Origin of the sequence: Rhodococcus sp. Leaf247, from assembly GCF_001426185.1 — a bacterium.
Lineage (GTDB): Bacteria > Actinomycetota > Actinomycetes > Mycobacteriales > Mycobacteriaceae > Rhodococcoides.
Genome location: NZ_LMRP01000004.1, coordinates 517,247 through 542,721, shown reverse-complemented (window position 1 = coordinate 542,721; position 25,475 = coordinate 517,247). Strand labels below are relative to the sequence as shown.

Sequence of the window (25,475 nt, the reverse complement as noted above, 5' to 3'; positions counted from 1 at the left end):
CGATGCGTGCTAGCGAAAACGGATTGACAGGCTCCGCCGGCGAGCTGGCGGTTGCACAGCAATTCGTCGCGTTGGGTTGGGGAGTAGCGCCCAACCCCACCGAACACGACCTCGGAACCGACCTGTGGGTCGCCGCGCGAGATTCTCGACGTTGGGATCTCGGGTCGCTGCTCGGCGTTCAGGTCAAGTCGGGCATCACACAGTTCTATTCGACTGCCCGTAATGATGATGGGGCCGTCGACGGATGGTGGTTCCGCGAGTCGGACGGTGACCACTTCGACTACTGGCTCAACCATCAGGTGCCGCACATCATCGTTCTGCACGACCCCGACACCGGGCAGTCCACCTGGGTGCACGTCACCGAAGCGAACGTCACCTCGACGGGTAACGGCTACAAGATCCTGATCCCTCGGACGAACCCACTCGCACCGAGCACCGTGGACGAGCTCGTCCGAATTGCCACCGCCGGGCGGCTAGCACCACATTGGGAGGGCAGCGCGTGGACCGGTGCTCACCAACTCCTGCATCATGACCGGCTGCGGTACGCACTTCTCACGCCTCGCCTGGTCGCACCGCACCCGAACCTGCACACCACCGAACTCACCGCTCCCGAAGCCATCGCATGTCTGATCAAGATGAGGCGAGACGACCTGACGGAACGACCCGGGCGATCCTCATTGGTTCCTACCGTCGATCACTGCAGGACATCACCGAACTGGCAATGGCAGCTCTACGCCGCACTCCACGATGCAGTCATCACTGGAGCCGACAACGCGGTCCATGGCGTGTCCAGCCTCATTGCCACCGCGGCCACGGGTGCCGAGCGCGCCGCTGCAACAGCACTGACCGCAGCTCTACTCATCGAACAGCGCAACCCCGCAGAAGCTCTCGACGTGCTCCGGCGCACACTCGCCTACGACGACGCCTCACCAGTCGATCACGCATGGCTGACGATGCATCTCGCCAGATGTCTGGCCGACACCGGTCAACTCGACGAAGCCCGAGAATCAGCGGTGACAGCACAAGCGTTGCGTCACACGCACCCTCAGGACCCGACGGCACTGGCCCTGGCGGGCGCCGGCACCAACCTCATGTTCGAGCTCACGGACTGGTCGAACCAGAACGTCGGCGAAGCGATCACCAACCGAGACACCCATGCATCGTGGTGGCGCACACAGGACATGGCATCCGGACTGCAGTACACAGCCGACGAAACCTTCACGCGTTGGGGAGTCAGACGCGGCGCTGACGCAAGAGTGAGCGGCCAGCCGTGGAACCACCTTCGCGCGGCGTCCCTGATTGCCGGCGCTGCCGCCGATCATGCCGCGTGGCGTCTCTCCTTCGCGCAGCTCGCCAAACGCACTGCGACGGTGAGCACCGACGCCGAACATCTCCGTGCTGCGCTCGAAGCACTGCACACCGCCGGGGACGTCGACGCGATCAAGCTAGCGGTGCCCCACCTACTGGACGTGGGACCGACATCGGCGGTAAAAGACACCGCCGAGGCACTCGACCTGTCCGTCGTCACTCGGACGACCCTCGACGCCGGCGTGGAGCTCCTCATTCACGGTGCCGACGTCATCAGCGAGTCGACTGCCGACCGATGCATCGAGTGGGCCCTCGACATCCTGCCCGACCCAGTGCGCGCATCCGGAAGGATCATCAGCAACTACCATTCGGTCCGTCGCATCCGCGAACTGATAGCAGCAGTCGTACCAGCCGCGTCACACACCACGGTCGACAAGGTGGTGTCGATGATCGTGGCTGCAACCGAGGTCGACGACCAATCCGTCGCCCACGAGTACGCCAAGATCATCCAGTCGATCCCCGATGACGCGTGGACGCCCCCGCGGATCGCTGCTCTATCGAGCAGGTCGCTTCGCTCATCTGACAACTTCGAATTCACAGAAGCTGTCATCGAAGTACTCGCATCGCGCGATGCCGACCGACGCACGAACTTATTGAGCCAGATAGCCGAAGGGGACCTCGGCGCCCTCCAGGCCTACGGCGACGTCCGAGACCTACCAGCGCACACCGTGGACAGCCTCGCAAGTGTTCTCGATGAGCGGATCGGCCGACAGATCACCGAATTGAACCAGGGCCGCGGCACATTCGGAGACGGAAGCGCGGCCGGCACGCTCATACTCCTCAACACCTGGCACCCGACCCACGCGCACTGGACCGAGATCGAGCAACTGCTGAAGCACTACCAGGTCTTCACACACCAACTGAAAGCACCTCTGCAAGCTCTACGGCGTCATGCAGGCCGCGTCCCTGCCGATGTGATCGGCAGAATCACACCCCTCTTGAAGACGCTGATGACCGAAGCGAAACCGGAGCATCGATTCTTCGGCGGCACCGACATACGAAGTGACGCCGCATCCGCACTCGGCGTACTCGACCCGAACGCTCTCGAGGATCGCGAACTGTGGGCTCTCATGGCAGGAGACCCGAATCAACGAGCCGCTGCCGCCCTTGTGGTGGCGCAAAAGGAACCGGGTGCAGCGATGCACACGCTCGCCGTCATGGCGCACGACGCCGATCCATGGGTACGCGCGGTCGTGGCAAACTGCCTCGCACGCTGGATAGTCGCCGGCCAGGACAACCACACAGCCAACCTACTGCTCACGCGACTGCTGGACCCCGACGGCGGCACTCTGGTGTCACGCATGGTCGCAGTGGCATTGCGCGGCACCCCAATCAACGATGCAACCGCAACACTCGCCCACATACTGACATCGAGCCCCTCCGCCGCCGTCCGCCTCGACGCAACCGCAGCCCTGCAGCATGGTCCAGATCGAATGCCCGGTCGGCGCTGACGCGCGTCCTACGAAGTCCGCGTGTACGAGCAAGTCGAAGGTGCACATACCGAGAAGCGCACCTCGAGGTGGGACTGAACTGTCCGGCTATCAACTGCTGTCTGTGTGAGCGGAACGACTGCAATACGCCGCGGGTCAGGAGCGGTCGGTGGTGTCCCCGACGGCGATGACGCAGATCAAATCTCCGCCCTCGACCTGGGCGACACCAGACAACGCGATCCGGGTGACGGTGCCCGCCCGCGGTGCGGTGACCGCTGCTTCCATCTTCATCGCCTCGATCGTCGCGACGGTCTCCCCCGCCGACACCGACTGCCCCTCCGTCACCGTGAGGGTGACCACCCCGGCGAACGGCGCCGCCAGATGCGACGGATCGGACCGRTCCGCCTTCTCCGTCGTCGGCGCATCCGCCGAGATCGACCGGTCCCGCACCGACACCGGCCGCAACTGACCGTTCAGGATGCACATCACCGTCCGCATACCCGCATCATCGGGCTCCGAGATCGCCTCGAGCCCGATCAGCAGATCCACACCCTTCTCCAGGCGCACCCGATGCTCGTCGCCCTGACGCAACCCGTAGAAGAACTGNCCCGCATCATCGGGCTCCGAGATCGCCTCGAGCCCGATCAGCAGATCCACACCCTTCTCCAGGCGCACCCGATGCTCGTCGCCCTGACGCAACCCGTAGAAGAACTGRTTCGCCGACAACCCGGAGGTGTCCCCGTACTTCTCCCGGTGCTCCGCCAACTCCTTCGCCGGCCCCGGGAACAACAGATGATTGAGCCGATCACGCCGCTCCGCCGACGTGCCCGAGAGCAGCACCTCGTCCTGCGTCGTCAACGTCGCCTCCCCACGCCCGGCGCCGCGCCCYKCCAACGCGGTGGTGCGGAACGGTTCCGGCCACCCRCCGGCCGGGGTGCCCAGATCACCGCGCAGGAACCCGATCACCGAATCGGGAATGTCGAACTTCCCCGGATCCGCCGCGAAGTCCTCCATCGACACCCCCGCCCCCACCAGGTGCAACGCCAGATCGCCCACNCCGATCACCGAATCGGGAATGTCGAACTTCCCCGGATCCGCCGCGAAGTCCTCCATCGACACCCCCGCCCCCACCAGGTGCAACGCCAGATCGCCCACSACCTTCGACGACGGCGTCACCTTGATCAACCGGCCCAACAACCGGTCCGCATCCGCGTACGCCTTCTCCACATCCTCGAACCGGTCCCCCAGACCCAACGCGATGGCCTGCTGACGCAGATTCGACAGCTGCCCACCCGGAATCTCGTGCGTGTAGACACGGCCCGTCGGGGCGGGGAGCCCGGACTCGAACGGGGCGTACACCTTCCGGATCGCCTCCCAGTACGGCTCCAGATCGCACACCGCCGCCAGATCCAACCCGGTGTCGCGCTCGGTGTGCGCCGCCGCCGCGACGATCGCCGACAACGCCGGCTGACTGGTCGTGCCCGCCATCGACGCCGACGCCCCGTCCACAGCGTCCGCCCCNCCGCTCGGTGTGCGCCGCCGCCGCGACGATCGCCGACAACGCCGGCTGACTGGTCGTGCCCGCCATCGACGCCGACGCCCCGTCCACAGCGTCCGCCCCGGCCTCCCACGCCGCCAGATACGTCGCCAACTGACCACCCGGAGTGTCGTGAGTGTGCACGTGCACCGGCAGATCGAAATTCTTCCGCAGCGCCGACACCAACGTCGCCGCCGCCGGCGCCCGAAGAAGCCCCGCCATGTCCTTGATCGCCAACACGTGCGCCCCCGCGTCGACGATCTGCTCCGCCAACCGCAGGTAGTAGTCCAGGGTGTACAGCTTCTCGCCGGGGTTCGACAGGTCACCGGTGTACGACATCGCCACCTCGGCGATCGTCGTGCCCGTCTCGCGGACCGCGTCGATCGCCGGGCGCATCTGATCGACGTTGTTCAGCGCGTCGAAGATGCGGAAGATGTCCACACCCGTCGCCGCCGCCTCCTCGACGAACGCTGTCGTCACCCGCTCCGGGTACGGGGTGTACCCGACGGTGTTACGCCCGCGCAGCAACATCTGCAGGGCGATGTTCGGCACTGCCTCCCGCAGTGCCGCCAACCGCTCCCACGGATCCTCGTGCAGGAACCGCAACGCCACGTCGTACGTCGCACCGCCCCAGCACTCGATCGACAGCAGTTCGGGGGTGGTGCGTGCGACGTAGGGGGCGACCATCAACAACCCGGACGTCCGCACGCGTGTCGCCAGCAGTGACTGGTGGGCGTCACGGAACGTGGTGTCGGTGACTCCCAACGCCTTTCGCTGACGCAGATCGCGGGCGAAGCCTTCCGGGCCGAGTTCGAGCAACCTTTGGCGTGATCCGTCGCGCGGTGCGACGGAAAGGTCGATGTCGGGGAGCTTGTCCTGCGGGTACACGGTGCTGGGGCGTTCACCGTGCGGCTTGTTCACCGTCACGTCCGCGAGGTAGGTGAGGATCTTGGTACCGCGGTCGCCGGACGACCGCGCCGTCAACAGCTCGGGTCGCTCCTCGATGAACGACGTCGTGACGTTGCCCGCACGGAAGTCCTCGTCCTGCAGGAGTCCCTGCAGGAAGCCGATATTCGTCGACACACCGCGGATGCGGAACTCCGCCAACGCCCGCCGCGACCGCGCCACCGCATCCTCGAACGTGCGTCCACGACAGGTCAGCTTCACCAACATCGAGTCGAAGTACGCCGACACCTCCGCACCCAGCGTCGTCCCGCCGTCGAGACGGATACCCGCACCACCCGGGGTGCGGTACGCGGTGATGCGTCCGGTGTCCGGGCGGAACCCGTTCGCCGGATCCTCCGTCGTGATGCGGCACTGCATCGCCGCACCGCGGATCCGGATATCCTCCTGCCGCAACCCGAGATCCTCGAGGGACTCCCCCGAGGCGATTCGCAACTGCGACTGCACCAGATCGACATCGGTGATCTCCTCGGTCACCGTGTGCTCGACCTGGATCCGCGGATTCATCTCGATGAACACATGATTGCCGTCCCGGTCCACCAGGAACTCCACCGTGCCCGCACACGAGTACCCGATCTTCCGCGCGAACGCCACNCCGCGGATTCATCTCGATGAACACATGATTGCCGTCCCGGTCCACCAGGAACTCCACCGTGCCCGCACACGAGTACCCGATCTTCCGCGCGAACGCCACAGCGTCACTGCACAACCGGGCACGCAGCTCGTCCGAGATGTTCGGCGCCGGCGCCAGCTCGACCACCTTCTGGTGACGACGCTGCACCGAGCAGTCCCGCTCGAACAGATGCATCACATTGCCATGGGTGTCCGCGAGGATCTGCACCTCGATGTGGCGCGGCTCGACCACCGCCTGCTCCAGGAACACCGTCGCATCACCGAACGCCGACTCCGCTTCGCGCGCCGCCGCCTCGATCGCCTCCCGCAACCCCGACGGTTCCGCCACGCGCCGCATCCCGCGGCCACCGCCGCCGGCGACCGCTTTGACGAACACCGGGAACGTCATCGACTCCGACGCCGCCACCAACGCATCGACATCCGTCGACGGCTCCGACGACGCCAACACCGGCAACCCGGCATCCTTCGCCGCCGCGATCGCCCGCGCCTTGTTACCCGTCAGCTCCAGCACCTGCGCCGACGGACCCACGAACGTGATCCCCGCCTCCGCGCACGCCGCCGCCAACTCCGGATTCTCCGACAAGAACCCGTACCCCGGGTAGATCGCGTCGGCACCCGACCGCTTCGCCGCATCGACGATCAGATCCACCGACAGGTAGTTGCGGACCGGATGGCCCGGCTCGCCGATCTCGTACGCCTCGTCGGCCTTGGTCCGGTGCACCGAATTGCGGTCCTCGAACGGGAACACCGCCACCGTCTGCGCCTCGAGTTCGTACGCCGCACGAAACGCTCGGNGCCTCGTCGGCCTTGGTCCGGTGCACCGAATTGCGGTCCTCGAACGGGAACACCGCCACCGTCTGCGCCTCGAGTTCGTACGCCGCACGAAACGCTCGGATCGCGATCTCGCCGCGGTTGGCCACCAACACCTTGGAGAACATTCCGGTAAACCTACCTTCAGGACGGTGCGAGAGAGGGTCATGACTTGTCCAGATATGAGACGCCGGGATCGTAGCGCCGATCACGGTCGCGGCGCCCGTACCGGTCATGCAGATGTATCGGGGACCTGATTCTCCGCGGACCGGCACAGGGGTCGGGTTCGCGAGTCGGCGACGATCATCACGCCTTGTCGAGGAACGAGACACGGGTGGCGTCCACCGCGGATCGCATCATCGCGGCGAGTCCGGGGTGCTCGACGAGTCCGGGATCGCGCTCGACGATGTCGCGAGCGAAGTCCTGCGCCGCCGTGATGATGTCCAGGTGGTCGAGCAGTGAGAGCAGCCTCAGCGTCGTCGTGGTTCCGGACTGCGCGGCGCCGAGCACATCGCCCTCTCGCCGTTGCCGCAGATCGAGCACGGCGAGCTCGAAACCGTCCGTCGTCGCAGCGACGGCGTCGAGTCGAGCGTAGGTCGGCGATGCCGGGCTCAGTTCGGTGAGCAGGATGCACAGGCCCTGGTGCCCGCCTCGTCCGATGCGGCCGCGGAGCTGATGCAGCTGGCTGACGCCGAACCTGTCCGCGTCCACGATCACCATGACCGTGGCGTTGGGTACGTCCACACCGACTTCGACCACCGTCGTGCAGACGAGTACGTCGATGTCGCCGTCGTTGAATGCCGACATGACGGCGTCCTTCTCGTCCGTCGGCAAGCGGCCGTGGAGCAATCCGACCCGCACGTGGGACAACGCCCCGGCGCTCAACGCCTCGTAGACGTCCACCGCCGACGCGGTGTCCGGTGTGTCCTTGCCCGCGTCGTCGGGCTTCTCGTCGCCGATCCTCGAGCACACCACGTACGCCTGACGCCCCGCGGCGACCTCCTCGGAGATGCGACTCCACGCCCGGTCCACCCACGCCGGCTTGTCCTTGGCCGGCACGACGCTGGTGCGGATGGGAGCACGCCCCCGCGGGAGCTCACGAAGCGTGGACGTCTCGAGATCACCCAGCGTCGTCATCGCGATGGTCCGCGGGATCGGAGTGGCCGTCATCACGAGCAGATGGGGACTCACGCCGTCTCTCGCCTTGGCGCGCAACGCGTCTCGCTGCTCGACCCCGAAACGGTGCTGTTCGTCCACGACCACCATGCCCAGATCGAAGAAGGACACGGTGTTCTGGATGAGGGCGTGCGTGCCGATGACGATGCCGGCGTCCCCGGTGACGATCGCCAACAGTGCGGCACGTTTGGCAGCCGTGGACATCGACCCGGTGAGGAGGACGACACGGGTGGCCTTGTCCGGCGCACCCAGCTCACCTTCCGTCGCGAGCGGCCCCAGCTGGGTGCTGATGGACCGGTGATGCTGTGCGGCAAGCACTTCGGTCGGAGCGAGGAGCGCGCACTGCAATCCGGCGTCGATCACCTGCAGCATCGCTCGCAGCGCCACGATCGTCTTGCCCGAGCCCACCTCGCCCTGCAGCAGCCGACTCATCGGACGCGACCGGGTGAGATCCTCTCCGATCTCCTGCGCGACATCCTTCTGGCCCTCGGTGAGCTCGAACGGCAGCATCGAGTCGAACGCGGCCGCCACTCCGTCGGCGACCGGTGGGCACGCCGGCGCGGTGCGGACGGACACCGAGTGACGTCGTTCCGCCATGACCAGCTGCAGCGCCGTCGCCTCGTCGAAACGCAGCCGGTAGCGAGCGCGCTCGATGTCGTCCTCGGACTCGGGGAAGTGGACGATCCGCAGTGCCTCGTCCAGACCGGTCAAGCCGTGCTCGGTGCGCACCGACTCCGGAAGCGGATCCTCGACAGGGTCGAGTTGATCGAGCACCTGCCGTGCACAGCGGAGGAAGGTCCAGCTCTCGACTTCCCGCGTCGCCGCGTACATGGGGAGGAACGGCAACGCGAGCATGGACATGTTGACGGCGCCGGAACTGTCCGTCGCGCCGCGGGCCATCCCCGCCAGTTGCCCACCGCCGTGAGTCGTGCCGACGAGGTCGTCCTCGTCGTCGGTCAGCATGAGGTAGCCGGGGTGGTTCAGCGACCAGGACGTCCTGAACCATTTGACGGTGCCGGAGAACATCGCGCGCGAGCCCGTGGTGATGTTGTGGCGCACCTTGTGACCGTTGAAGAAGGTGGCCGACACACTCTGGCCGTCGCAGTCGAGAACGACCTTGAGCATGTGGCCCTTGCGTTGACGCATCGGAACGAGATCGGCCTTGGCCACCGTCCCGACGACGGTGATGCGTTCACCGTCCTCCGGGTCCTTGCGCGCCAGTCCCTGCCCCTGGGTGACGTACCGGAACGGGTAGTGGCGCAGGAGATCCTCGACGGTCTGCAGCGAGAACGAGTCGGCGAGCGGTCCGGCGACCTTGTTTCCGAGTACGTGGTCCAGCCGGTCACCGAGTTGGACCACTGCATCGCTCCGTCCTGCCCTGCGCCCCACGCCGTGCGGGTACCTACGATCTTTCCATCAGCCGGCAACAGGCATCATGTGCCGGACCGGTTTGGACTCACGGCACTCGGACCGCTAGTCTTGCAGGGTTGCGTCTGACGCGTCCGGCATGTCCGGGGGTGGCGGGCGCAGTTGTACGAAGATCTTGCCCTGCTCCAGACGCGGTCACCATCGCGCTCTGGTTTCACCTCGAATACCAAGGAGTTCGCGACTATGGCTGCCGTCTGCGACGTATGCGCCAAGGGACCCGGCTTCGGTAAGTCGGTTTCGCACTCGCACCGCCGTACCAACCGTCGCTGGAACCCCAACATCCAGACCGTCCGCGCGCAGGTCGCGCCGGGTAACTCTCGTCGGCTTAATGTGTGCACCTCGTGCCTCAAGGCCGGCAAGGTGGTCCGGGGCTGACGTTCCCGCACGATTCATCACTGCCTCGATGCCCCGGTACTTCGGTACCGGGGCATCGTCGTGTTCCGATACTTCGGGTCGAGGTCATGTGAACCGAGCGGCCTGTTCTATGGTCGGACGATGACCGATCCTTCCGCCACGGCCCCACTCGTCTCCCTCGACGACGGAGTGTTGTCGATCCGCATAGCGACCCCGACCGGAGGCAATGTCCTCGACGGGAACGCCATGAGCGAGGGCGCCGCAGCACTGGCAGACCTCGACGACTCGGTCGGTGCGGTTCTGCTCGTGGGAGCCGAGGCCAATTTCTGCGCCGGCGGGGACGTGCGCGCCTTCCATTCCGCACCCGACCGCAGTGCGTTCGTCCGGTCGCTGGCCGAGAGCTTCCACGACTTCGTCCGCGCGCTGACCGCAGTTCCCGTGCCCGTGATCGCAGGTGTCCCTGGATGGGCCGCCGGCGCCGGCATGTCACTGGTCTGCCACGTCGACATCGCCATCGGAGGGCGCTCCACCCGACTTCGGCCCGCGTACCCCGCCCTCGGTTTCACACCCGACGGCGGCCTCACCTGGGCTCTGCCGCGCATCGTCGGTATCCGACGCGCACGGGACATCCTGCTGAACGACTCCGTCCTGGGGTCGGACGAGGCCTTCCGGCTCGGGCTGCTCACGCGACTGGTCGGCGACGACGTGATCGCGTCCGAAGCCGAACGGCTCGCCCGGTCACTGGCCGCCGGCCCCACGAGCGTCACCCGAGCCACCAAGCGACTCCTCCTGGCATCGGATTCCGCGACGCTGTCCGATCAGCTCGACGCCGAGACCGACTCCATCTCCGCGATGGCGTCGACGCCGAACGGTATCGAAGGCGTCGACGCGTTCGTCGAGAAGCGGCGCCCGTCCTTCGGACGTTGACCGTCAGTCCAGTCTCCAGTCGACGGGCTCCTCGCCCAGCGCGACGAGGTGATCGTTCACCGCGCTGAACGGGCGGGATCCGAAGAAGCCCCGCGACGCCGACAGCGGAGACGGATGAACCGACTCCACCGTAGGGATCGATCCCAGCAACGGTTTCGCCGTGGCCGCGTCGCGGCCCCAGAGAACGGCGACCAACGGTTTTCCGGGGCGGTTCGCCAGTGCTGTGATCGCGTGCGCGGTCACCGCTTCCCACCCTTTGCGACGGTGCGATCCCGCCTGGCCCGGCTCCACGGTCAGCACCCTGTTCAGGAGCAGCACTCCCCGATCGGCCCACGGTGACAGGTCACCGGTGGACGGCGTCGGGAAGCCGAGGTCGGCGGTGTACTCGGTGAAGATGTTCACCAGGCTGCGCGGCACCGGCCGCACGTCGGGAGCGACCGAGAAGCTCAGTCCCACCGCGTGTCCCGGCGTCGGGTAGGGGTCCTGGCCGAGAACGAGGACGCGAACGTCCTCGAACGGCCGGGTGAAGGCTCGCAGGACGTCGGCGCCGTGCGGGAGATACCCACGCCCGGCGGCGTTCTCGGCGCGCAGGAAGTCGCCCATCCGGGCGATGTCCTCGGCGACGGGAGCGAGCGCGGTGGCCCAACCCGGATCTGCGACGGGCGCCGTCATCGAATCTCGCGGAGCGCGTCGCGGTAGTAGTCCGCGTTGGCGCGGTACATCGCGACGTTCCTCTCGACATGGCCCTCCGCCACCACATGTCCCTCCCGTACGCGGGCCGGAACACCCAGCGCCATTGCGCGTTCGGGCACCACGGCGTCGAACGGCACCACGGCGCCCGCCCCGACGACGGCACCTCGACCGACGGTCGCCCCGTTCAACACGACCGAGCCGGACGCGATGAGGCACGAGTCCTCGATGATCGCGCCCTCGACGTGTGCGTTGTGCCCGACGACGCAGCCCGCGCCGATGACGGTCGGGTGAATCGGCGTGCAGTGCACCACCGTGCCGTCCTGGATGTTCGTGTTCTCCCCCACGGAGATGGTTCCGTAGTCCCCGCGCAGCACGGCACCGGGCCATACCGACACGCCGGCCGCAAGAGTCACGGCTCCGATCACGACGGCGTCGGGATGGACGTAGGCGGTCTCGTGGATGTCGGGTTCGCGATCACCGAGTGCGTAGACGGTCATGACTGCCAGCATGACATCACCCGCGGCGACGGTGTCGTCAGCGGTGGAGTTCCTTGGCCATGCACACCGACTGGTCCTCGTCGCGGTACAACCCGAACTTCGGTACCAACGGCGTGTATCCGCTCGAGGTGTACAGGCCGATGGCTTCCGGTTGGCGCAGTCCGGTTTCCAGGACGAGCCGTCGTCGTCCCGCGGTGGCCGCCGTCTGCTCGATGGCAGCGAGGACCGCCCTCGCGACGCCGAGCCCTCGCGCGTCGGCGCGGACGTACATGCGCTTGATCTCGGCATCGCCGGGGCGCAGGCCTACCGCCTCGGGACCCCCGCCCTCGTGCACTCGCCATCCACCCATTCCGACGACGGCCCCGTCCCGGACGGCTTTCAGGATCACTCCGGCGGGCGGGAGGAATTCCGCCACGTCGAGAGGCGTCTCGTCGGGACCGCCGTACCGACGCACGTACTCCTGCTGCACCTCGTCGATCATGGCGACGACGTCCTCGTCGTCCAGGCGTGTCGGAACGACGCTCAGAAACTGGTCCACGCGGACGACCCTTTCCACGTCTCGCCGTCGACCGTCACGCCCGATCCTGCGTGGACCGACCCGATGACGTGCCAACTCGCCGGAACATCGCCGGGAGCGAACGTCGCCAGGAGGACGTGGTCCTCGCCTCCGGACAGTGCCCACTCGACGGCGTCCTTGCCGAGCACCGTTGCTGCGCGGCGCATCTCGTCGGTGACCGGCATAGCGTCGGACCGGATGTCGAGGAGGATGCCCGACGCGGAGGCAAGGTGCGCGGCATCACCGACGACTCCGTCGGACACGTCGCACATCGCGGACGCCCCTGCCCGTGCGGCGAGCGGGCCGTCCGCGGGATCGGCGGACGGAACCCGATGTGCTGCACGAAGATCCGGGAAGTCGTCGTTGCCCGCGCGATACGACGCCAGGCCCGCGGCCGACTGCCCGACGACTCCCGACAGTGCGAGCACGTCCCCGACGCGTGCGCCGGACCGAACGACCGCCGAGCGGCCTTCGAGATCGCCGAGTGCGGTGATCGACAGCACCAGACGTTCTCCCCCGGTCACGTCGCCGCCCACGATGGACGCGCCGACACGGCCGGCCTCCTGCCACAGCCCGTCGGTGAGTCGATCCAGATCTGCCACGGCCGTGTCCGACGGGCAGGACATCGACACCAGGAACCCGGTGCACCGAGCCCCCATGGCGGCGATGTCGGCTGCGTTCTGCGCGATCGCCTTCCGTCCCACGTCGTGGTGATCGGACCAGTCGAAACGGAAGTGTCGACCCTCCACGAGCATGTCGGTGGTGACCACGACTCTGCCGTCCGGAGCGTCGACGACGGCAGCGTCGTCACCCGGACCGATCGACACGGATGCAGGCCACGTGCGTCCCGCGGTGGCGCGGGCTATCAGGGCGAACTCTCCGATGGCCGCGACGGACGGTTCGTGGTCGGACAACTCGCACCTCTCGCTGGGAAACGGACACCGGCGCCGACGGAGCGCAGCGTGCTGCCGGAAAGCCTACGGCTACCGCGCGGGTAACGTTTTCCCGAGACCACCGTTCGCGGACAGATGCCACGAGATGAGGAACGACGCATGACGCAGGACCAACCGTCGGTGACCGACGAGTCGGCGACGGGCCTGCATCCGGCGCTCGTCGCGACCGCGATCGCACTCCCGGTCGCACTGGTCGTCGGCGTCCTGGTGGCAGCGGTGATGGCGAACAGCACTCCCGTCCGTGAGCCGGTTGCGGTCGGCGCCGTTCCCGCTCCACTGTCCGAGAGCACGCAGTGCGCGGATCTGCTGGGCGCGTTGCCGGACTCGTTCGACACGTTCTCGCGGGCCGAGATGGTCCAGCCAGCACCGCCGGGGGCAGCCGCGTGGCAGTCGGACGAGACGACGGAGCCGATCGTGCTCCGGTGCGGACTCGACAGGCCGCTCGAATTCGACCAGGCCGCACGACTCGACGTCGTGGACGGCGTCCAGTGGTTCCAGATCTCGGGCGCCGACCAGGGACTCACGGCGAGCACCTGGTACGTCGTCGACCGGGCTGTCTACGCGGCAGCCACGATCCCGGACGGAACGGGACCGACACCGATCCAGGCGTTGTCGGCCGCGGTCACCGCTGCGCTCCCCCAGACGCCGCTCGATCCCGCGCCGGTCAAATAGCCTTATTACTAGCGCAGTCCGGTTCCGCGAGCGAGAGCGGTGTCGACGAGCGTCCCCACCAGATCGGAGTACTCGACACCGGTGGCTCCCCACATGCGCGGGTACATCGAGATGGCGGTGAACCCGGGCATCGTGTTGATCTCGTTGATCACCGGGCCGTCCTCGGTCACGAAGAAGTCGACGCGAGCCAGACCCTGCAGGTCCAGAGCGGCGAAGGCGCGGACGGCGATGTCGCGGATGCGATCGGCCACACCGGACTCCAGCCTCGCGGGAATGTCGAACTCGCAGACGTCGTCGAGGTACTTGCTGTCGAAGTCGTAGAACGCCGCCTCGGTACCGGCGTCCTCGGGCATCCGGATCTCGGCGATCGCGCTGGCGCGCACGGTGCCGTCCGGCATCTCGAGAACACCGCATTCCACCTCGCGCCCGACGATGCCGGACTCGATGACCACCTTCGGATCATGCTCCCGCGCAACGGCTACGGCGTGATCCAGTTGCTCCCAGTCGGTGATGCGGGTGATACCGATCGACGACCCGCCGCGTGCGGGTTTGACGAAGGCCGGGAGTCCGATGAGGGACCGCTCGTCGTCGGTCAGGGTCGACCGATCCCGGCGCAGAACGACCTGGGTGCCCACCGGCAGGCCCTCGGCCGCGAGAAGTTTCTTGGTGAATTCCTTGTCCATCGCGGCCGCGCTCGCCAGCACGCCGGGTCCCACGTAGGGCACTCCCGCCACCTCGAACAGACCCTGGACGGTTCCGTCCTCGCCGTACGCACCGTGCAGGACGGGGAAGACGACGTCGACGTCCGCCACGACCTCACCGGACTCCACCCGCGTGATCCGACCGGGACTGCGAGGGTCGACACCGAGAGCGAGCGGTGCGGCGTCGGCGACACAGGGGAGTGTCCGGTCCCGGATTCGCAGGGACTCGAGGTCCGACGTGCCCTCCACCCACGTGCCGCCCCGGGTGATACCGACGGGAATCACGTCGAAGCGGTCGGAGTCCAGTCGGTGCATGACGCTTCCGGCGGACACACAGGACACGGAGTGTTCGTTGCTGCGTCCGCCGTACACCACGGCCACCTTGATGCGATCGTTCACGGGAGAACCGTACCGGCGACCCGATCGGTCGGCACGACGCGGATCGCCGACACTCACTCGGGCTTGTGTCGACGCCCCAGCAGCGAGTGCACCGCGTCGGGCACGGACAACCCCTCGTGGCAGACGCGGTGGACCGCATCGGTCAGCGGCATCTCCACGTCGTACGCCTCGGCGAGCGCCCGGATCGATGTGCAGGACTTCACACCTTCGGCCACCTGACCGTGCGCCGCTTCCTGCGCGCTCTCCAGCGAACCACCGGATCCGAGACGTTCGCCGAAGGTGCGATTACGCGAGAGCGGTGACGAGCACGTGGCCACCAGGTCCCCCACTCCCGCGAGCCCGGCGAGCGTGGAGGGATTCGCGCCGAGAGCGACGCCGAGGCGAGTGACCTCGGCGAGCCCGCGGGTGATGATGCTCGCTACCGAGTTCTCCCCGAACCCGACGCCCGCCGCCATGCCGCAGGCGAGGGCGATCACGTTCTTGCACGCACCGCCGATCTCGCAGCCGATGACATCGGAGTTGGTGTACGGCCGGAAGTAACTCGTGGCACAGGCCGACTGGAGCGCGATCGCCCTATTCGAATCGGGGCACGCGATGACGGTGGCGGTCGGCTGCTCGGCGGCGATCTCCTTGGCCAGGTTGGGGCCCGACAACGTGCCGACGCGGCTGGGATCCGCGCCGGTCACCTGACAGATCACCTGCGACATGCGCATCAACGTCCCGGTCTCGATGCCCTTGGCGAGCGAGAGCAACGTGACGTCCGATCCGATCAGCGGCGCCCACTCGGCGAGGTTGGCGCGCAGGGCCTGGGACGGCACGGCGAGGATCACCGTGCACGCGCCGTCCAGCGCTTCCGCGGCGTCGTGCGTCGCACGGATGGCCGGCGGCAGGTCCACGCCGGGCAGGTAGTCCTCGTTGCGGTGCTTGCTGTCGATGGACCTCGCGAGTTCCTCGCGCCTGGCCCACATGGTCACCTCGGTGCCCGCATCGGCCAGAACCTTGGCGAATGCGGTTCCCCAGGAACCGGAACCGAGCACCGCTGCCTTCACCATGGCCGAGCCTTCCGTCGTTCGTCGTCACTGTCGGGCCGCCCGGAACGTGTCCCGCCGCGGGCCCTGGCGGCTCACAGTAACCATGTCCGAGGCCCGCCGAACGAAGTCTGCAGTAATGCCGACTGGCAGGATCGACGCTCATGAGCACGCCCAGTCCGATCCCGACCGACATCGAGCCCCGGCCCGGTGTCCATCTGGTGCTCGCGGTCAAGAATCTGGTGGATGCCAAGAGCCGCCTGGCCACCACGTTTCCCGGACAGGAGCGCGCCGAGCTGGTTCTGGCGATGCTGCGGGACACCCTCGAGGCAGCATCGGCCGCGGAGGCGGTCACGGGCTGGTCGGTGGTGACTCCCGACGCCCGCGTCGCCCGCATCGCGGAATCGCTCGGCGGCCGCACCGTGTCCGAACCGGAGTCGGCGGGACGCACGACGGTCGAACGGCTCAACAGAGCGCTGTCGGCCGCGGACGACGACGTGCGTCACGCCCACGGCGGTGACGTCATCGCTCTGCAGGCGGATCTTCCCGCCCTCACCACGGCCGAACTGGTCCAGGCGTACGCCGCCGCACCTCCCGATACCCGGTCGGTGGTCGTCGACCACACGGGAACAGGAACGTCCGCGCTGATCGTGCGTGGCCACCCGCGACGCCTCGAACCCCGGTTCGGGCCCGATTCCGCTACCCGCCACGTCGATTCGGGTGCCCTGCCGCTGGCCGGCGAGTGGCCCGGACTGCGACTCGACGTCGACACCGCCGACGATGTCCGCGCGGCGCTCGCACTCGGCGTGGGGCCACACACCACGCGAGTTCTCGCCGAGCTGGGGTGGCGGGGAGTGTGACGGCGGAACTCGCGCCCCGTCGACTACTCACCGGAGCCGCGAGTGGGGGATGATCGACGCGTGAACAACGAGGCGATCGAGAAACTCCCCCCGGCCACCGCGCCGGAGAAGACCACCGAGCCTGCCGCCGACGAGTCGAGCGCGCCGCACGACGGCCGTCGCCCGTCCGCACCCACCGCCCCACCGGCGGCGACGTCGGACACTCCGGTCCCCGTCGATCTCCTGCCGGAGGACCGTTACCTCAATCGCGAATTGAGTTGGCTGGACTTCAATTCTCGAGTTCTGGCCCTGGCCGAGGATTCCTCGCTTCCTCTCCTCGAGCGCGCGAAGTTCCTCGCGATCTTCGCCAGCAACCTCGACGAGTTCTACATGGTGCGTGTCGCCGGGCTCAAGCGTCGCGACGAGACCGGACTGTCCGTGCGCTCGGCGGACGGACTGTCTCCGCGCGAGCAACTCTCCCTGATCGCCCGGCGCACCCAGGAGATCGCGGATCGCCACGCCCGCACCTTCATCGACCGCATCCTGCCGGAGCTGGCGAACGAGGGCATCTCGGTCATCCGGTGGTCGGAAGTGACCACCGACGAACGTGCGCGGCTCACCCAGCACTTCACCGAACAAGTGTTCCCGGTGTTGACACCGCTCGCCGTCGACCCCGCCCACCCGTTCCCGTACATCAGCGGCCTGAGCCTGAACCTTGCTGTGACGGTCAAGGATTCGACCACTGGTGGCGAGCACTTCGCTCGTGTCAAGGTGCCGGACAACGTCGACCGTTTCGTCCAGTTGCGACGCGGTGACGCACCCGCCATTCCGGCGTTCCTCCCCATGGAGGAGCTCATCGCGGCTCACCTCGACGTGCTGTTCCCGGGACTGCAGATCGTGGAGCATCACGCGTTCCGCATCACCAGGAACGCCGATTTCGAGGTGGAGGAGGACCGCGACGAGGACCTGCTGCAGGCACTCGAGCGCGAGCTCGCCCGACGCCGCTTCGGCTCGCCCGTGCGCCTCGAGGTCGCCGACGACATGACCGAGCACATGCTCGATCTCCTGCTCCGCGAACTCGACGTCGATCCGGGTGACGTGATCCAGGTGCCGGGACTGTTGGACCTGTCGTGCCTGTGGCAGATCTACGGCGTCGACAAGCCCGTGCTGAAGGACGCACCGTTCGTCCCGGCCACGCACCCCGCCTTCGGCGAACGCGAGACTCCGCGCAGCATCTTCTCCACGGTGCGCGACGGCGACGTACTGCTGCACCATCCCTACGACTCGTTCTCCACCAGCGTCCAGCGATTCATCGAGCAGGCCGCCGCCGATCCCCATGTGCTGGCGATCAAGCAGACCCTCTACCGGACGTCCGGTGACTCCCCCATCGTGAACGCCCTGATCGCCGCCGCCGAGGCGGGCAAGCAGGTGGTGACGCTCGTGGAGATCAAGGCGCGCTTCGACGAGCAGGCCAACATCGCCTGGGCACGCAAGCTCGAGCAGGCCGGGGTGCACGTCGTCTACGGCCTGGTCGGCCTCAAGACACACTGCAAGACATGCCTCGTCGTGCGCCGTGAAGGGTCGACCATCCGCCGCTACTGCCATATCGGCACCGGCAACTACAACCCCAAGACTGCGCGCCTGTACGAGGACGTGGGTCTGATCACCGCGTCCGACGAGATCGGCGCCGATCTGACGGACCTGTTCAACTCCCTCACCGGGTACTCGCGCAAGGAGCACTACCGCAACCTGCTGGTGGCTCCCTTCGGCGTTCGGGCCGGCATCGTGGAACGCATCGAGGCCGAGGTTCGAGCCCACCAGGAAGGCAAGGATGCGCGTATCCGCCTGAAGGCGAACGCTCTCGTCGACGAACAGGTCATCGACGCGCTGTACTGGGCCTCCACCCAGGGCGTCCGCGTCGAGGTCATGGTGCGCGGCATCTGCGCTCTCAAGCCCGGTGTGCCGGGTCTGAGCGAGAACATCGAGGTCCGCTCCATCCTCGGTCGATTCCTCGAGCATTCGCGAGTGCTGCATTTCAAGGCTCTCGACGAATTCTGGATCGGCAGCGCGGACATGATGCACCGCAACCTCGATCGCCGCGTGGAAGTGATGGCCCAGGTGAAGGATCCGCGCCTGTCCGATCAACTGAACTCGGTGCTCGATTCCGCCATGGACGTGACGACGCGGTGCTGGGTGTTGCAGTCCGACGGGGCGTGGACAGCGTCACCGGCCGGCGGTGAGAAAGTTCGCGACCACCAGGTGTCCCTGATGCGGCAGCGCCGCTACACCGGTTCGTGAGGGTGGGGCGATGAGCACGTCGCGCGGACGCCGCGACATCGAACCGATCGCGGCGGCCGGTGCAGTGCTGTGGAGGGCGTCGGCCTCCGGCGACGAACCTGTCGTCGCGCTCGTGCACCGGCCGCGCTACGACGACTGGTCGTTGCCGAAGGGCAAGGTCGAGGCCGACGAGGTTCCGGCAGTCGCCGCGGTGCGAGAAGTACACGAGGAGACGGGCTTCCGCTGCGTTCTCGGGCACAGCCTCGGAAGTACCACCTACGCGATCCCGCGATCGAAGAAGACGAAGCACGTGGACTACTGGGCCGCCCGCGTCACCGACGGCCAGTTCGCCGTCAACGACGAGGTCGACGAACTGCAGTGGCTCACCCCGGCCGAGGCGCGGGAGTTGGCCACCTACGACGCCGATCGCGACGTCGTGGGCCGGTTCGCCCAGAACCCCGTACCCACCAGTACCGCTGTGCTGGTGCGTCATGCACGGGCCGGCAGCAAGGCGCGCTACAAGGGTGACGACGCCGAGCGGCCGCTCGACAGCGTCGGGGTGCGGCAGGCCGCTGCGCTGGTGCCGCTGATCCAAGCGTTCGGTGGCACGGACGGATTCACCGCCGAGCGGACACGGTGTATCCAGACCATCGCCCCGTGGGCGGAGTCCGTCGGCGTGGACCTGACCCTCGAACCGACGCTGACCGAGGAAGGCTATGCGCGCGACCCGGACAGGGGTCGCCGCCGCGCGAGGGAGATCGCGGGCGACGTGGCCGGTGTTCCGGTGATCTGCAGTCAGGGCAAGGTCATTCCCGACCTCATGCAGTGGTGGGCCGACAGCGACGGAATCGAACTCAGTCGGACCCGCTCGCGCAAGGCGAGCGTCTGGGTCCTGAGTTTCGTCGGAGGCGTTCTGGTGGCCGCCGACTACACCGACTCGCCGCTCCCCCGCCGCACCGACTCCTAGCTGTCACACCGCGACGAGCCCCGGTCCATGAGGACCGGGGCTCGTCGGCGTATCGGGGTCGAGCGAAGGTTACTTGCGCGCAGTACGTTTCGCCGGAGCCTTCTTGGCCGGAGCCTTCTTCGCCGGTGCAGCCTTCTTCGCGGGAGTGGTCTTCTTGGCCGCGGTCTTCGCCGGAGCCTTCGTTGCCGTGGTCTTCTTCGCGGCCGCGGTGGTGGTCTTCTTCGCAGCGGTCTTGGCGGGCGCCTTGGCTGCCGTCGTCTTCTTGGCGGCGGTCTTGGCGGGCGCCTTGGCTGCCGTCGTCTTCTTCGCTGCAGTCTTGGCAGGGGCCTTGGCGGGAGTCTTGGCCGCGGTGGTCTTCTTCGCTGCGGCAGTGGACTTCGCCGGCGCCTTCGCGGGTGCCTTGGCCGGAGTCTTCTTGGCGGCCGTCTTCTTGGCGGCTGCGGTCTTCTTCGCGGGAGCGGCGGATGCGCCACGCTTCACGGCGGGTCCGGTGGCGGACAGCTTCTGTCCACCGGCGATGACGGCCTTGAACTGAGCACCGGGACGGAAGGCGGGAACCGAGGTCGGCTTGACCTTGACGGTCTCACCCGTGCGCGGGTTGCGAGCGACGCGAGCAGCGCGACGACGCTGTTCGAAGACGCCGAATCCCGTGATGGTCACCGACTCCCCGCGGTGCACGGCACGCACGATGATGTCCACGATGTTCTCGACTGCGTCCGTGGCGGCGCGACGATCCGCACCGGTTTTCTCGGTCAACGCATCGATGAGTTCGGCCTTGTTCATCGGTATTTCCTCCGGTAACTGATTGGCCCGTCGTCGGACCGACTGAGTACCACGGTAAACCGGAAATGCCGAGTAGTCCACGAGCCACGCCAAATCGGTGTGTTAGCCGTAAACGTCGCGGACACAATGAGTGTCGCGCAACGGCCGCGGAGAGACCCGGAGAATTGCTAACGACCGGGGGCCGGAAGCGTCACCGGCTTCCATTCCGGGCGGGACTTCTCGAACTCGGAAATGGCCTCTACCTGGCGCAACGTCAGTGCGATGTCGTCCAGACCCTCGAGCAGACGCCACCGGGTGTAGTCGTCAATATCGAAGCGCACCACCAGGGTTCCGGCGCTGATCGTCTTCGTTTCCAGGTCGACCGTCAGTTCGAGACCGGGCTGCTCGTCGAGCAATTTCCACAGCAGTTCCACATCGGATTGCTCGACAACGGCGGCGAGAAGGCCCGCCTTTCCGGCGTTTCCGCGGAAGATATCGGCGAATCTGGAGGCGATGACGACCCGGAAACCGAAGTCCGAGAGCGCCCACACAGCGTGCTCGCGCGAGGACCCGGTACCGAAATCCGGACCCGCTACGAGAACCGAACCCCGGTCGAACGGAGCGACGTTGAGGATGAAGCCGGGGTCGGTGCGCCACCCGGCGAACAGACCGTCCTCGAAACCCGTTCGGGTGACTCGCTTGAGATAGACGGCCGGGATGATCTGATCGGTATCGACGTTGCTGCGACGCAACGGGACGCCGATTCCGGTGTGAGTGGTGAACGATTCCATGATGCGATCCTTTTCGGCAGCAGTACGCGAGAATGGTCGGGTCAGGTCAGATCCGCGGGAGCGGACAGACGTCCGCGTACCGCGGTCGCCGCGGCGACCGCGGGAGAAACGAGGTGGGTCCGACCACCTTTGCCCTGTCGCCCTTCGAAATTGCGGTTCGACGTCGACGCCGACCGCTCACCGGGGGCCAGTTGATCCGGGTTCATCCCGAGGCACATCGAGCACCCCGCCTGGCGCCATTCCGCGCCTGCCGCGACGAAGATGTCGCCGAGCCCCTCGTCCTCGGCCTGTGCACGCACTCGCATGGATCCCGGAACGACGAGCATGCGCACCCCGTCGGCCACCGTGCGACCCTCCAGGATCTTCGCTGCGACGCGGAGATCCTCGATCCGGCCGTTGGTGCAGGAACCGAGGAAGACGGTGTCCACAGAGATCTCCCGCAACGGCGTTCCGGCGGTGAGACCCATGTAGGTGAGCGCCTTCTCGGCCGACTGGCTCTCACCCTCGTCGACGATGTCCGCCGGATCCGGCACCGAGGCGCTGAGCGGAGCGCCCTGCCCCGGATTGGTGCCCCAGGTGACGAACGGTGTCAGCGCCGACCCGTCGATACGAACTTCCTTGTCGAACACCGCGCCCTCGTCGGTCACCAACGTCGACCATTCCGCGACGGCGCGGTCCCACAGGTCACCCGTCGGCGCATGCGGTCGTCCCTGGATGTAGTCGAAGGTGGTCTGGTCGGGGGCGATCATCCCGGCACGGGCGCCGGCTTCGATCGACATGTTGCAGATGGTCATCCGCGCTTCCATCGACAGCTTCTCGACGGCCTCCCCGCGGTATTCGATGACGTAGCCCTGGCCTCCGCCGGTACCGATCTGCGCGATGACGGCCAGGATGAGGTCCTTGCTGCCGACGTCGTCGCCCAGTTCACCGTCGACGGTGACGGACATGGTCTTGAACGGGCGCAGCGACAGGGTCTGCGTGGCCAGGACGTGTTCGACCTCGCTGGTGCCGATTCCCATTGCCAGAGCGCCGAATGCGCCGTGGGTCGAGGTGTGGCTGTCTCCGCAGACGACGGTCGTGCCCGGCTGGGTCAGTCCGAGCTGCGGGCCGATGATGTGCACGATGCCCTGATCGATGTCACCCATCGAATGCAGGCGGATACCGAATTCCTCGCAGTTGCGTCGCAACGTGTCCACCTGGGTGCGAGACACGAGATCGGCGATCGGCTGGTCGATGTCGACGGTCGGGACGTTGTGGTCCTCCGTGGCGATGGTCAGATCGGGCCGGCGGACCGGTCGGCCGGCCAGACGGAGTCCGTCGAACGCCTGGGGGCTGGTGACCTCGTGCACGAGGTGGAGGTCGATGTAGACGAGATCCGGCTTGGTCGCATCGCCTTCGCCGCCTCCGCGGACGACGACGTGCTGATCCCAGACCTTCTCTGCGAGCGTCTTCGGTGCCATGACTGCTACCTCTCCCGATACATCGAGCATCCGTGATACGTCGAGCAGCGATCCACACTCACCATCTCACGATGCGAGACGCTAGTATCGCTACATGGGACAGCATAGCGGCATCGGCGTTCTGGACAAAGCAGTGAGCGTGCTGCACGCGGTCTCGACGCAGCCGTGCAGCCTCGCCGACCTCTGCGCCCACACGGGCCTGCCCCGCGCGACCGCTCACCGATTGGCGGTAGGACTCGAAATCCACCGGATGCTCGCCCGTGACAGCGACGGCCTGTGGCGACCCGGACCTGCCCTTGCGGAACTCGCCGACACCGCGGGCGATCCCGTCGTCGAGGCAGCGTCGACGGTGCTGCCCAGATTGCGCGAGATCACGGGCGAGAGCGTGCAGGTGTACCGGATCGACGGCACCGTCCGGGTGTGTGTCGCGGCCATGGAACCGCCGACGGGTCTACGCGACACGGTGCTGGTGGGTGCCCGACTTCCCCTCACCGCGGGTTCCGGCGCCAAAGTCCTTCTCGCATGGGCCGACCCCGCCCTGCAGCGTGCCGTCCTTCCCGACGCCGCGTTCGGAGAGCGAGTCCTCGCGGACGTCCGCCGACGGGGATGGGCTCAGAGTGCCGCGGAGCGGGAAGCGGGCGTCGCGAGTGTCGCCGCTCCCATCCGAGGACGCGACGACCGGGTGGTGGCAGCCATCTCGGTATCGGGGCCGATCGACCGGATGGGTCGACGCCCCGGAGCACGCTGGGCCGCCGACCTCCTCGCAGCCGCGGATGCCGTGCAGAAGCGTCTTTAAGGGCGGAGCGAGCACCTCTGCCACGAACCGCACACCCCCTGCGGCGTGCGGCGGACGGTGTGCGCTCATCAGACGGGGTGTGCACTCAGCACGTGGAACCCCGGAAACGATTCGAGGACCACTGCGAATCGCAGTGGTCCTCGAATACTTTGTAGCCCCGACGGGATTCGAACCCGCGCTACCGCCTTGAGAGGGCGGCGTCCTAGGCCGCTAGACGACGGGGCCAGGAACTTGCCGTGTTATTCATTTCTGTGGAGCAACCGGGAAAGCGTAACCGGCCGAGAGCATCCGACAAAATCGGATGTTTCTCTGCTGGGGTACCAGGACTCGAACCTAGAATGGCGGTACCAGAAACCGCTGTGTTGCCAATTACACCATACCCCAATGGCCTGTTCCGACATGCTTCGCCGGACCGTTTCGGGCCGTGGAGAACACTACCAAACACCATGCCCGAATCACCAAATCGGCTGGTCAGCGGGCTGGATCCACCGCGGGCTCGCCTCCGGGCTCACCGAAGGTCACGTCGATCTCCTCGAAACCCTTGCTCTTCTGCGCCTCGGCGGCCGCGGTGTACGCGTCGCGGTCACCGTCGGTCAGCTCGACGTTGTCGGTGAACGGCGTCAGCAGCGACCGTGGGTGCAACCGATCCGCCCGCACGACGTTCACCTCGATGCAGAGCACCAGGACGATGGACGCGACGTACAGGAATGCCAGCAGGCCCAACACGATGGCGAAGACGCCGTTGGTCGTGTCCGCTCCCCCGACCACACTCTGGACGTAGTATCCGCCGAACGTCTGGAGTGCCTGCCACAACAGCGCAGCGATCAGGGCGCCGGGGAGGACCTGCTTCACCGTCACCGCCCGCGGTGTTCCCAGCCGGAAGGCGACGACGAACGTGGCGGTGTTGAGCACGATCGCCGCAATGGTCACGAACACCTGGGCAATGGTTCCGAAGAAGCCCGCGGCGTTGAATCCGTTGAGCACTGTCACACCGATGACGGCGGTTCCCACGGTGACCAGGAGTCCGAGGCCCCGCACCCGGGCCCTGATCGGGTCGGGGCGCTCGTTCTTGGGCACCGACCACGCCACGTTCATGGCGTTCTGGGCTGCGACGGCAACACCGAGGCCGCCGTACAGCGACCCCAGGATGCCGATGACGATGGCGCTGGAGCCACCGCTGAGTTTGTCCGGCTGACCGAGTTGCTCACCGATCAACGGGATCTGACTCATCGCCGAGTCGATGATCCGCTGCTGCAACTCGGGATTGCCGACGAGCACGATGCCGAGCACCGTGGAGAAGAGCAGGAGCAAGGGGAACAGCGAGATGAACCCGAAGTAGGCGATCAGGGCCGCGAGGTAGCCGCCCTGATCGTCGAAGAACTTGTAGAAGACGGCCAACGGGAAGCCGACAGCGGGATGACGCTGCTGGAACCGGTCGATCCTGTCGGTGATGCTCAT

Annotated in this window: 20 protein-coding genes, 2 tRNA genes and 5 pseudogenes; 8 read left to right on the top strand and 19 right to left on the bottom strand. The window is 67.0% G+C overall.

The annotated features are described in order from the left end of the window. The first annotated feature begins 23 nt into the window (after positions 1–23). Positions 24–2,819 carry a DUF4365 domain-containing protein gene (locus ASG64_RS20525; protein ID WP_162245407.1) on the top strand — a complete coding sequence of 932 codons (2,796 nt, stop codon included), beginning with the start codon at positions 24–26 and terminating at the stop codon, positions 2,817–2,819. Positions 2,820–2,954: 135 nt separating this feature from the next. Here ASG64_RS20525 and ASG64_RS22155 read toward each other — a convergent pair. The 7 genes and pseudogenes from ASG64_RS22155 to recG all read right to left on the bottom strand — a co-directional run. Beyond that, a pseudogene (locus tag ASG64_RS22155) lies at positions 2,955–3,404 on the bottom strand (biotin/lipoyl-containing protein); the annotation flags it as partial. Position 3,405: 1 nt separating this feature from the next. Further along, positions 3,406–3,854: pseudogene (locus tag ASG64_RS22150) on the bottom strand (pyruvate carboxylase); the annotation flags it as partial. A gap of 1 nt (position 3,855) precedes the next feature. Beyond that, a pseudogene (locus tag ASG64_RS22145) lies at positions 3,856–4,319 on the bottom strand (pyruvate carboxylase); the annotation flags it as partial. Position 4,320: 1 nt separating this feature from the next. Further along, positions 4,321–5,892, bottom strand: a 1,572-nt coding sequence (locus ASG64_RS22140; protein ID WP_442971171.1) for an ATP-binding protein, incomplete at its 3' end; no start/stop codon positions are given. Between the two features lies 1 nt (position 5,893). After that, a pseudogene (locus ASG64_RS22135) lies at positions 5,894–6,725 on the bottom strand (ATP-binding protein); the annotation flags it as partial. A gap of 72 nt (positions 6,726–6,797) precedes the next feature. Further along, positions 6,798–6,869: pseudogene (locus ASG64_RS22340) on the bottom strand (biotin carboxylase N-terminal domain-containing protein); the annotation flags it as partial. 178 nt (positions 6,870–7,047) lie between these two features. Next, complete coding sequence (recG, locus tag ASG64_RS20515; RefSeq protein WP_056076013.1) at positions 7,048–9,276, bottom strand: ATP-dependent DNA helicase RecG; 2,229 nt, start codon at positions 9,274–9,276, stop codon at positions 7,048–7,050. 252 nt (positions 9,277–9,528) lie between these two features. Here recG and rpmB point away from each other — a divergent pair, with 252 nt between their 5' ends. Both rpmB and ASG64_RS20510 read left to right on the top strand, forming a co-directional pair. After that, positions 9,529–9,720 carry a 50S ribosomal protein L28 gene (rpmB, locus tag ASG64_RS21375; protein WP_042576517.1) on the top strand — a complete coding sequence of 64 codons (192 nt, stop codon included), beginning with the start codon at positions 9,529–9,531 and terminating at the stop codon, positions 9,718–9,720. 120 nt (positions 9,721–9,840) lie between these two features. Then, positions 9,841–10,626 (top strand): enoyl-CoA hydratase/isomerase family protein, encoded by a 786-nt coding sequence (locus ASG64_RS20510; RefSeq protein WP_056076010.1) that lies wholly within the window; start codon positions 9,841–9,843, stop codon positions 10,624–10,626. Positions 10,627–10,629: 3 nt separating this feature from the next. On the opposite strand, the gene ASG64_RS20505 is transcribed toward ASG64_RS20510, so the two are convergent. Genes ASG64_RS20505 through ASG64_RS20490 form a run of 4 tightly spaced genes read right to left on the bottom strand, consistent with a single transcriptional unit; the run spans position 10,630 to position 13,286 of the window. Then, positions 10,630–11,298, bottom strand: coding sequence for a uracil-DNA glycosylase (locus tag ASG64_RS20505; RefSeq protein ID WP_056076005.1), 669 nt, complete (start codon positions 11,296–11,298; stop codon positions 10,630–10,632). Then, the gene (locus ASG64_RS20500; protein WP_042576546.1) at positions 11,295–11,816 is read right to left on the bottom strand and encodes a gamma carbonic anhydrase family protein; all 522 of its coding nucleotides are present in this window, start codon (positions 11,814–11,816) and stop codon (positions 11,295–11,297) included. Before ASG64_RS20500 ends, ASG64_RS20505 begins: the two co-directional genes overlap by 4 nt. 37 nt (positions 11,817–11,853) lie before the next feature. After that, on the bottom strand, positions 11,854–12,354 hold the full coding sequence (locus tag ASG64_RS20495; protein WP_235579629.1) for a GNAT family N-acetyltransferase: 501 nt from the start codon (positions 12,352–12,354) through the stop codon (positions 11,854–11,856). Next, positions 12,339–13,286 (bottom strand): thiamine-phosphate kinase, encoded by a 948-nt coding sequence (locus ASG64_RS20490; protein WP_056076002.1) that lies wholly within the window; start codon positions 13,284–13,286, stop codon positions 12,339–12,341. The genes ASG64_RS20495 and ASG64_RS20490 overlap by 16 nt, the downstream gene beginning before the upstream one ends. Before the next feature lie 138 nt (positions 13,287–13,424). Between ASG64_RS20490 and ASG64_RS20485 the strand changes: the two genes are divergently transcribed. Further along, on the top strand, positions 13,425–13,997 hold the full coding sequence (locus ASG64_RS20485; RefSeq protein WP_082518535.1) for a DUF3515 domain-containing protein: 573 nt from the start codon (positions 13,425–13,427) through the stop codon (positions 13,995–13,997). Positions 13,998–14,005: 8 nt separating this feature from the next. On the opposite strand, the gene ASG64_RS20480 is transcribed toward ASG64_RS20485, so the two are convergent. Next, a complete protein-coding gene (locus tag ASG64_RS20480; RefSeq protein WP_235579628.1) occupies positions 14,006–15,097 on the bottom strand; it encodes a D-alanine--D-alanine ligase family protein in 1,092 nt (363 codons plus the stop codon). 53 nt (positions 15,098–15,150) lie between these two features. Further along, positions 15,151–16,149: an NAD(P)H-dependent glycerol-3-phosphate dehydrogenase gene (locus tag ASG64_RS20475; RefSeq protein ID WP_056075997.1), complete on the bottom strand. Its 999-nt coding sequence runs from the start codon at positions 16,147–16,149 to the stop codon at positions 15,151–15,153. A gap of 140 nt (positions 16,150–16,289) precedes the next feature. Between ASG64_RS20475 and cofC the strand changes: the two genes are divergently transcribed. From cofC to ASG64_RS20460, 3 genes are read left to right on the top strand one after another with little or no spacing between them, the layout of a single operon-like run. Further along, entirely contained in the window at positions 16,290–16,985 is a 696-nt protein-coding gene (gene cofC / locus ASG64_RS20470) for a 2-phospho-L-lactate guanylyltransferase (protein ID WP_042576512.1), read from the top strand. A gap of 42 nt (positions 16,986–17,027) precedes the next feature. Then, positions 17,028–19,262, top strand: coding sequence for an RNA degradosome polyphosphate kinase (locus tag ASG64_RS20465; RefSeq protein ID WP_442971170.1), 2,235 nt, complete (start codon positions 17,028–17,030; stop codon positions 19,260–19,262). A gap of 10 nt (positions 19,263–19,272) precedes the next feature. Beyond that, positions 19,273–20,208 (top strand): NUDIX hydrolase, encoded by a 936-nt coding sequence (locus tag ASG64_RS20460; RefSeq protein ID WP_056075994.1) that lies wholly within the window; start codon positions 19,273–19,275, stop codon positions 20,206–20,208. 69 nt (positions 20,209–20,277) lie between these two features. On the opposite strand, the gene ASG64_RS20455 is transcribed toward ASG64_RS20460, so the two are convergent. The 3 genes from ASG64_RS20455 to leuC form a co-directional block, all read right to left on the bottom strand. Next, entirely contained in the window at positions 20,278–20,991 is a 714-nt protein-coding gene (locus ASG64_RS20455; protein WP_056075990.1) for an HU family DNA-binding protein, read from the bottom strand. A 167-nt stretch (positions 20,992–21,158) separates the two neighbouring features. Continuing rightward, on the bottom strand, positions 21,159–21,761 hold the full coding sequence (gene leuD / locus ASG64_RS20450; protein WP_042576509.1) for a 3-isopropylmalate dehydratase small subunit: 603 nt from the start codon (positions 21,759–21,761) through the stop codon (positions 21,159–21,161). Positions 21,762–21,802: 41 nt separating this feature from the next. Then, positions 21,803–23,221, bottom strand: coding sequence for a 3-isopropylmalate dehydratase large subunit (leuC, locus tag ASG64_RS20445; RefSeq protein WP_056075988.1), 1,419 nt, complete (start codon positions 23,219–23,221; stop codon positions 21,803–21,805). A 94-nt stretch (positions 23,222–23,315) separates the two neighbouring features. Here leuC and ASG64_RS20440 point away from each other — a divergent pair, with 94 nt between their 5' ends. Beyond that, positions 23,316–24,017, top strand: a complete 702-nt coding sequence (locus ASG64_RS20440) for an IclR family transcriptional regulator (protein ID WP_056075984.1) — start codon at positions 23,316–23,318, stop codon at positions 24,015–24,017. A gap of 152 nt (positions 24,018–24,169) precedes the next feature. Here ASG64_RS20440 and ASG64_RS20435 read toward each other — a convergent pair. The 3 genes from ASG64_RS20435 to ASG64_RS20425 all read right to left on the bottom strand — a co-directional run bounded on the left by ASG64_RS20435 (position 24,170) and on the right by ASG64_RS20425 (position 25,475). Continuing rightward, positions 24,170–24,242, bottom strand: a tRNA-Glu gene (locus tag ASG64_RS20435). A gap of 87 nt (positions 24,243–24,329) precedes the next feature. Further along, positions 24,330–24,401: transfer RNA gene (locus tag ASG64_RS20430), tRNA-Gln, on the bottom strand. 87 nt (positions 24,402–24,488) lie between these two features. Then, entirely contained in the window at positions 24,489–25,475 is a 987-nt protein-coding gene (locus ASG64_RS20425) for a YihY/virulence factor BrkB family protein (protein ID WP_056075979.1), read from the bottom strand.

Coding starts and splice junctions, on each gene's coding strand:
- rpmB (WP_042576517.1), top strand. CDS start 9,529: ATGGCTGCCGTCTGCGACGTATGCGCCAAGGGACCCGGCTTCGGTAAG.
- ASG64_RS20440 (WP_056075984.1), top strand. CDS start 23,316: ATGGGACAGCATAGCGGCATCGGCGTTCTGGACAAAGCAGTGAGCGTG.
- ASG64_RS20505 (WP_056076005.1), bottom strand. CDS start 11,298: ATGACGGCGCCCGTCGCAGATCCGGGTTGGGCCACCGCGCTCGCTCCC.
- ASG64_RS20500 (WP_042576546.1), bottom strand. CDS start 11,816: ATGACCGTCTACGCACTCGGTGATCGCGAACCCGACATCCACGAGACC.
- ASG64_RS20425 (WP_056075979.1), bottom strand. CDS start 25,475: ATGAGCATCACCGACAGGATCGACCGGTTCCAGCAGCGTCATCCCGCT.
- cofC (WP_042576512.1), top strand. CDS start 16,290: ATGAGCACGCCCAGTCCGATCCCGACCGACATCGAGCCCCGGCCCGGT.
- leuD (WP_042576509.1), bottom strand. CDS start 21,761: ATGGAATCGTTCACCACTCACACCGGAATCGGCGTCCCGTTGCGTCGC.
- ASG64_RS20510 (WP_056076010.1), top strand. CDS start 9,841: ATGACCGATCCTTCCGCCACGGCCCCACTCGTCTCCCTCGACGACGGA.
- ASG64_RS20475 (WP_056075997.1), bottom strand. CDS start 16,149: ATGGTGAAGGCAGCGGTGCTCGGTTCCGGTTCCTGGGGAACCGCATTC.
- ASG64_RS20460 (WP_056075994.1), top strand. CDS start 19,273: ATGAGCACGTCGCGCGGACGCCGCGACATCGAACCGATCGCGGCGGCC.
- ASG64_RS20485 (WP_082518535.1), top strand. CDS start 13,425: ATGACGCAGGACCAACCGTCGGTGACCGACGAGTCGGCGACGGGCCTG.
- ASG64_RS20455 (WP_056075990.1), bottom strand. CDS start 20,991: ATGAACAAGGCCGAACTCATCGATGCGTTGACCGAGAAAACCGGTGCG.
- leuC (WP_056075988.1), bottom strand. CDS start 23,221: ATGGCACCGAAGACGCTCGCAGAGAAGGTCTGGGATCAGCACGTCGTC.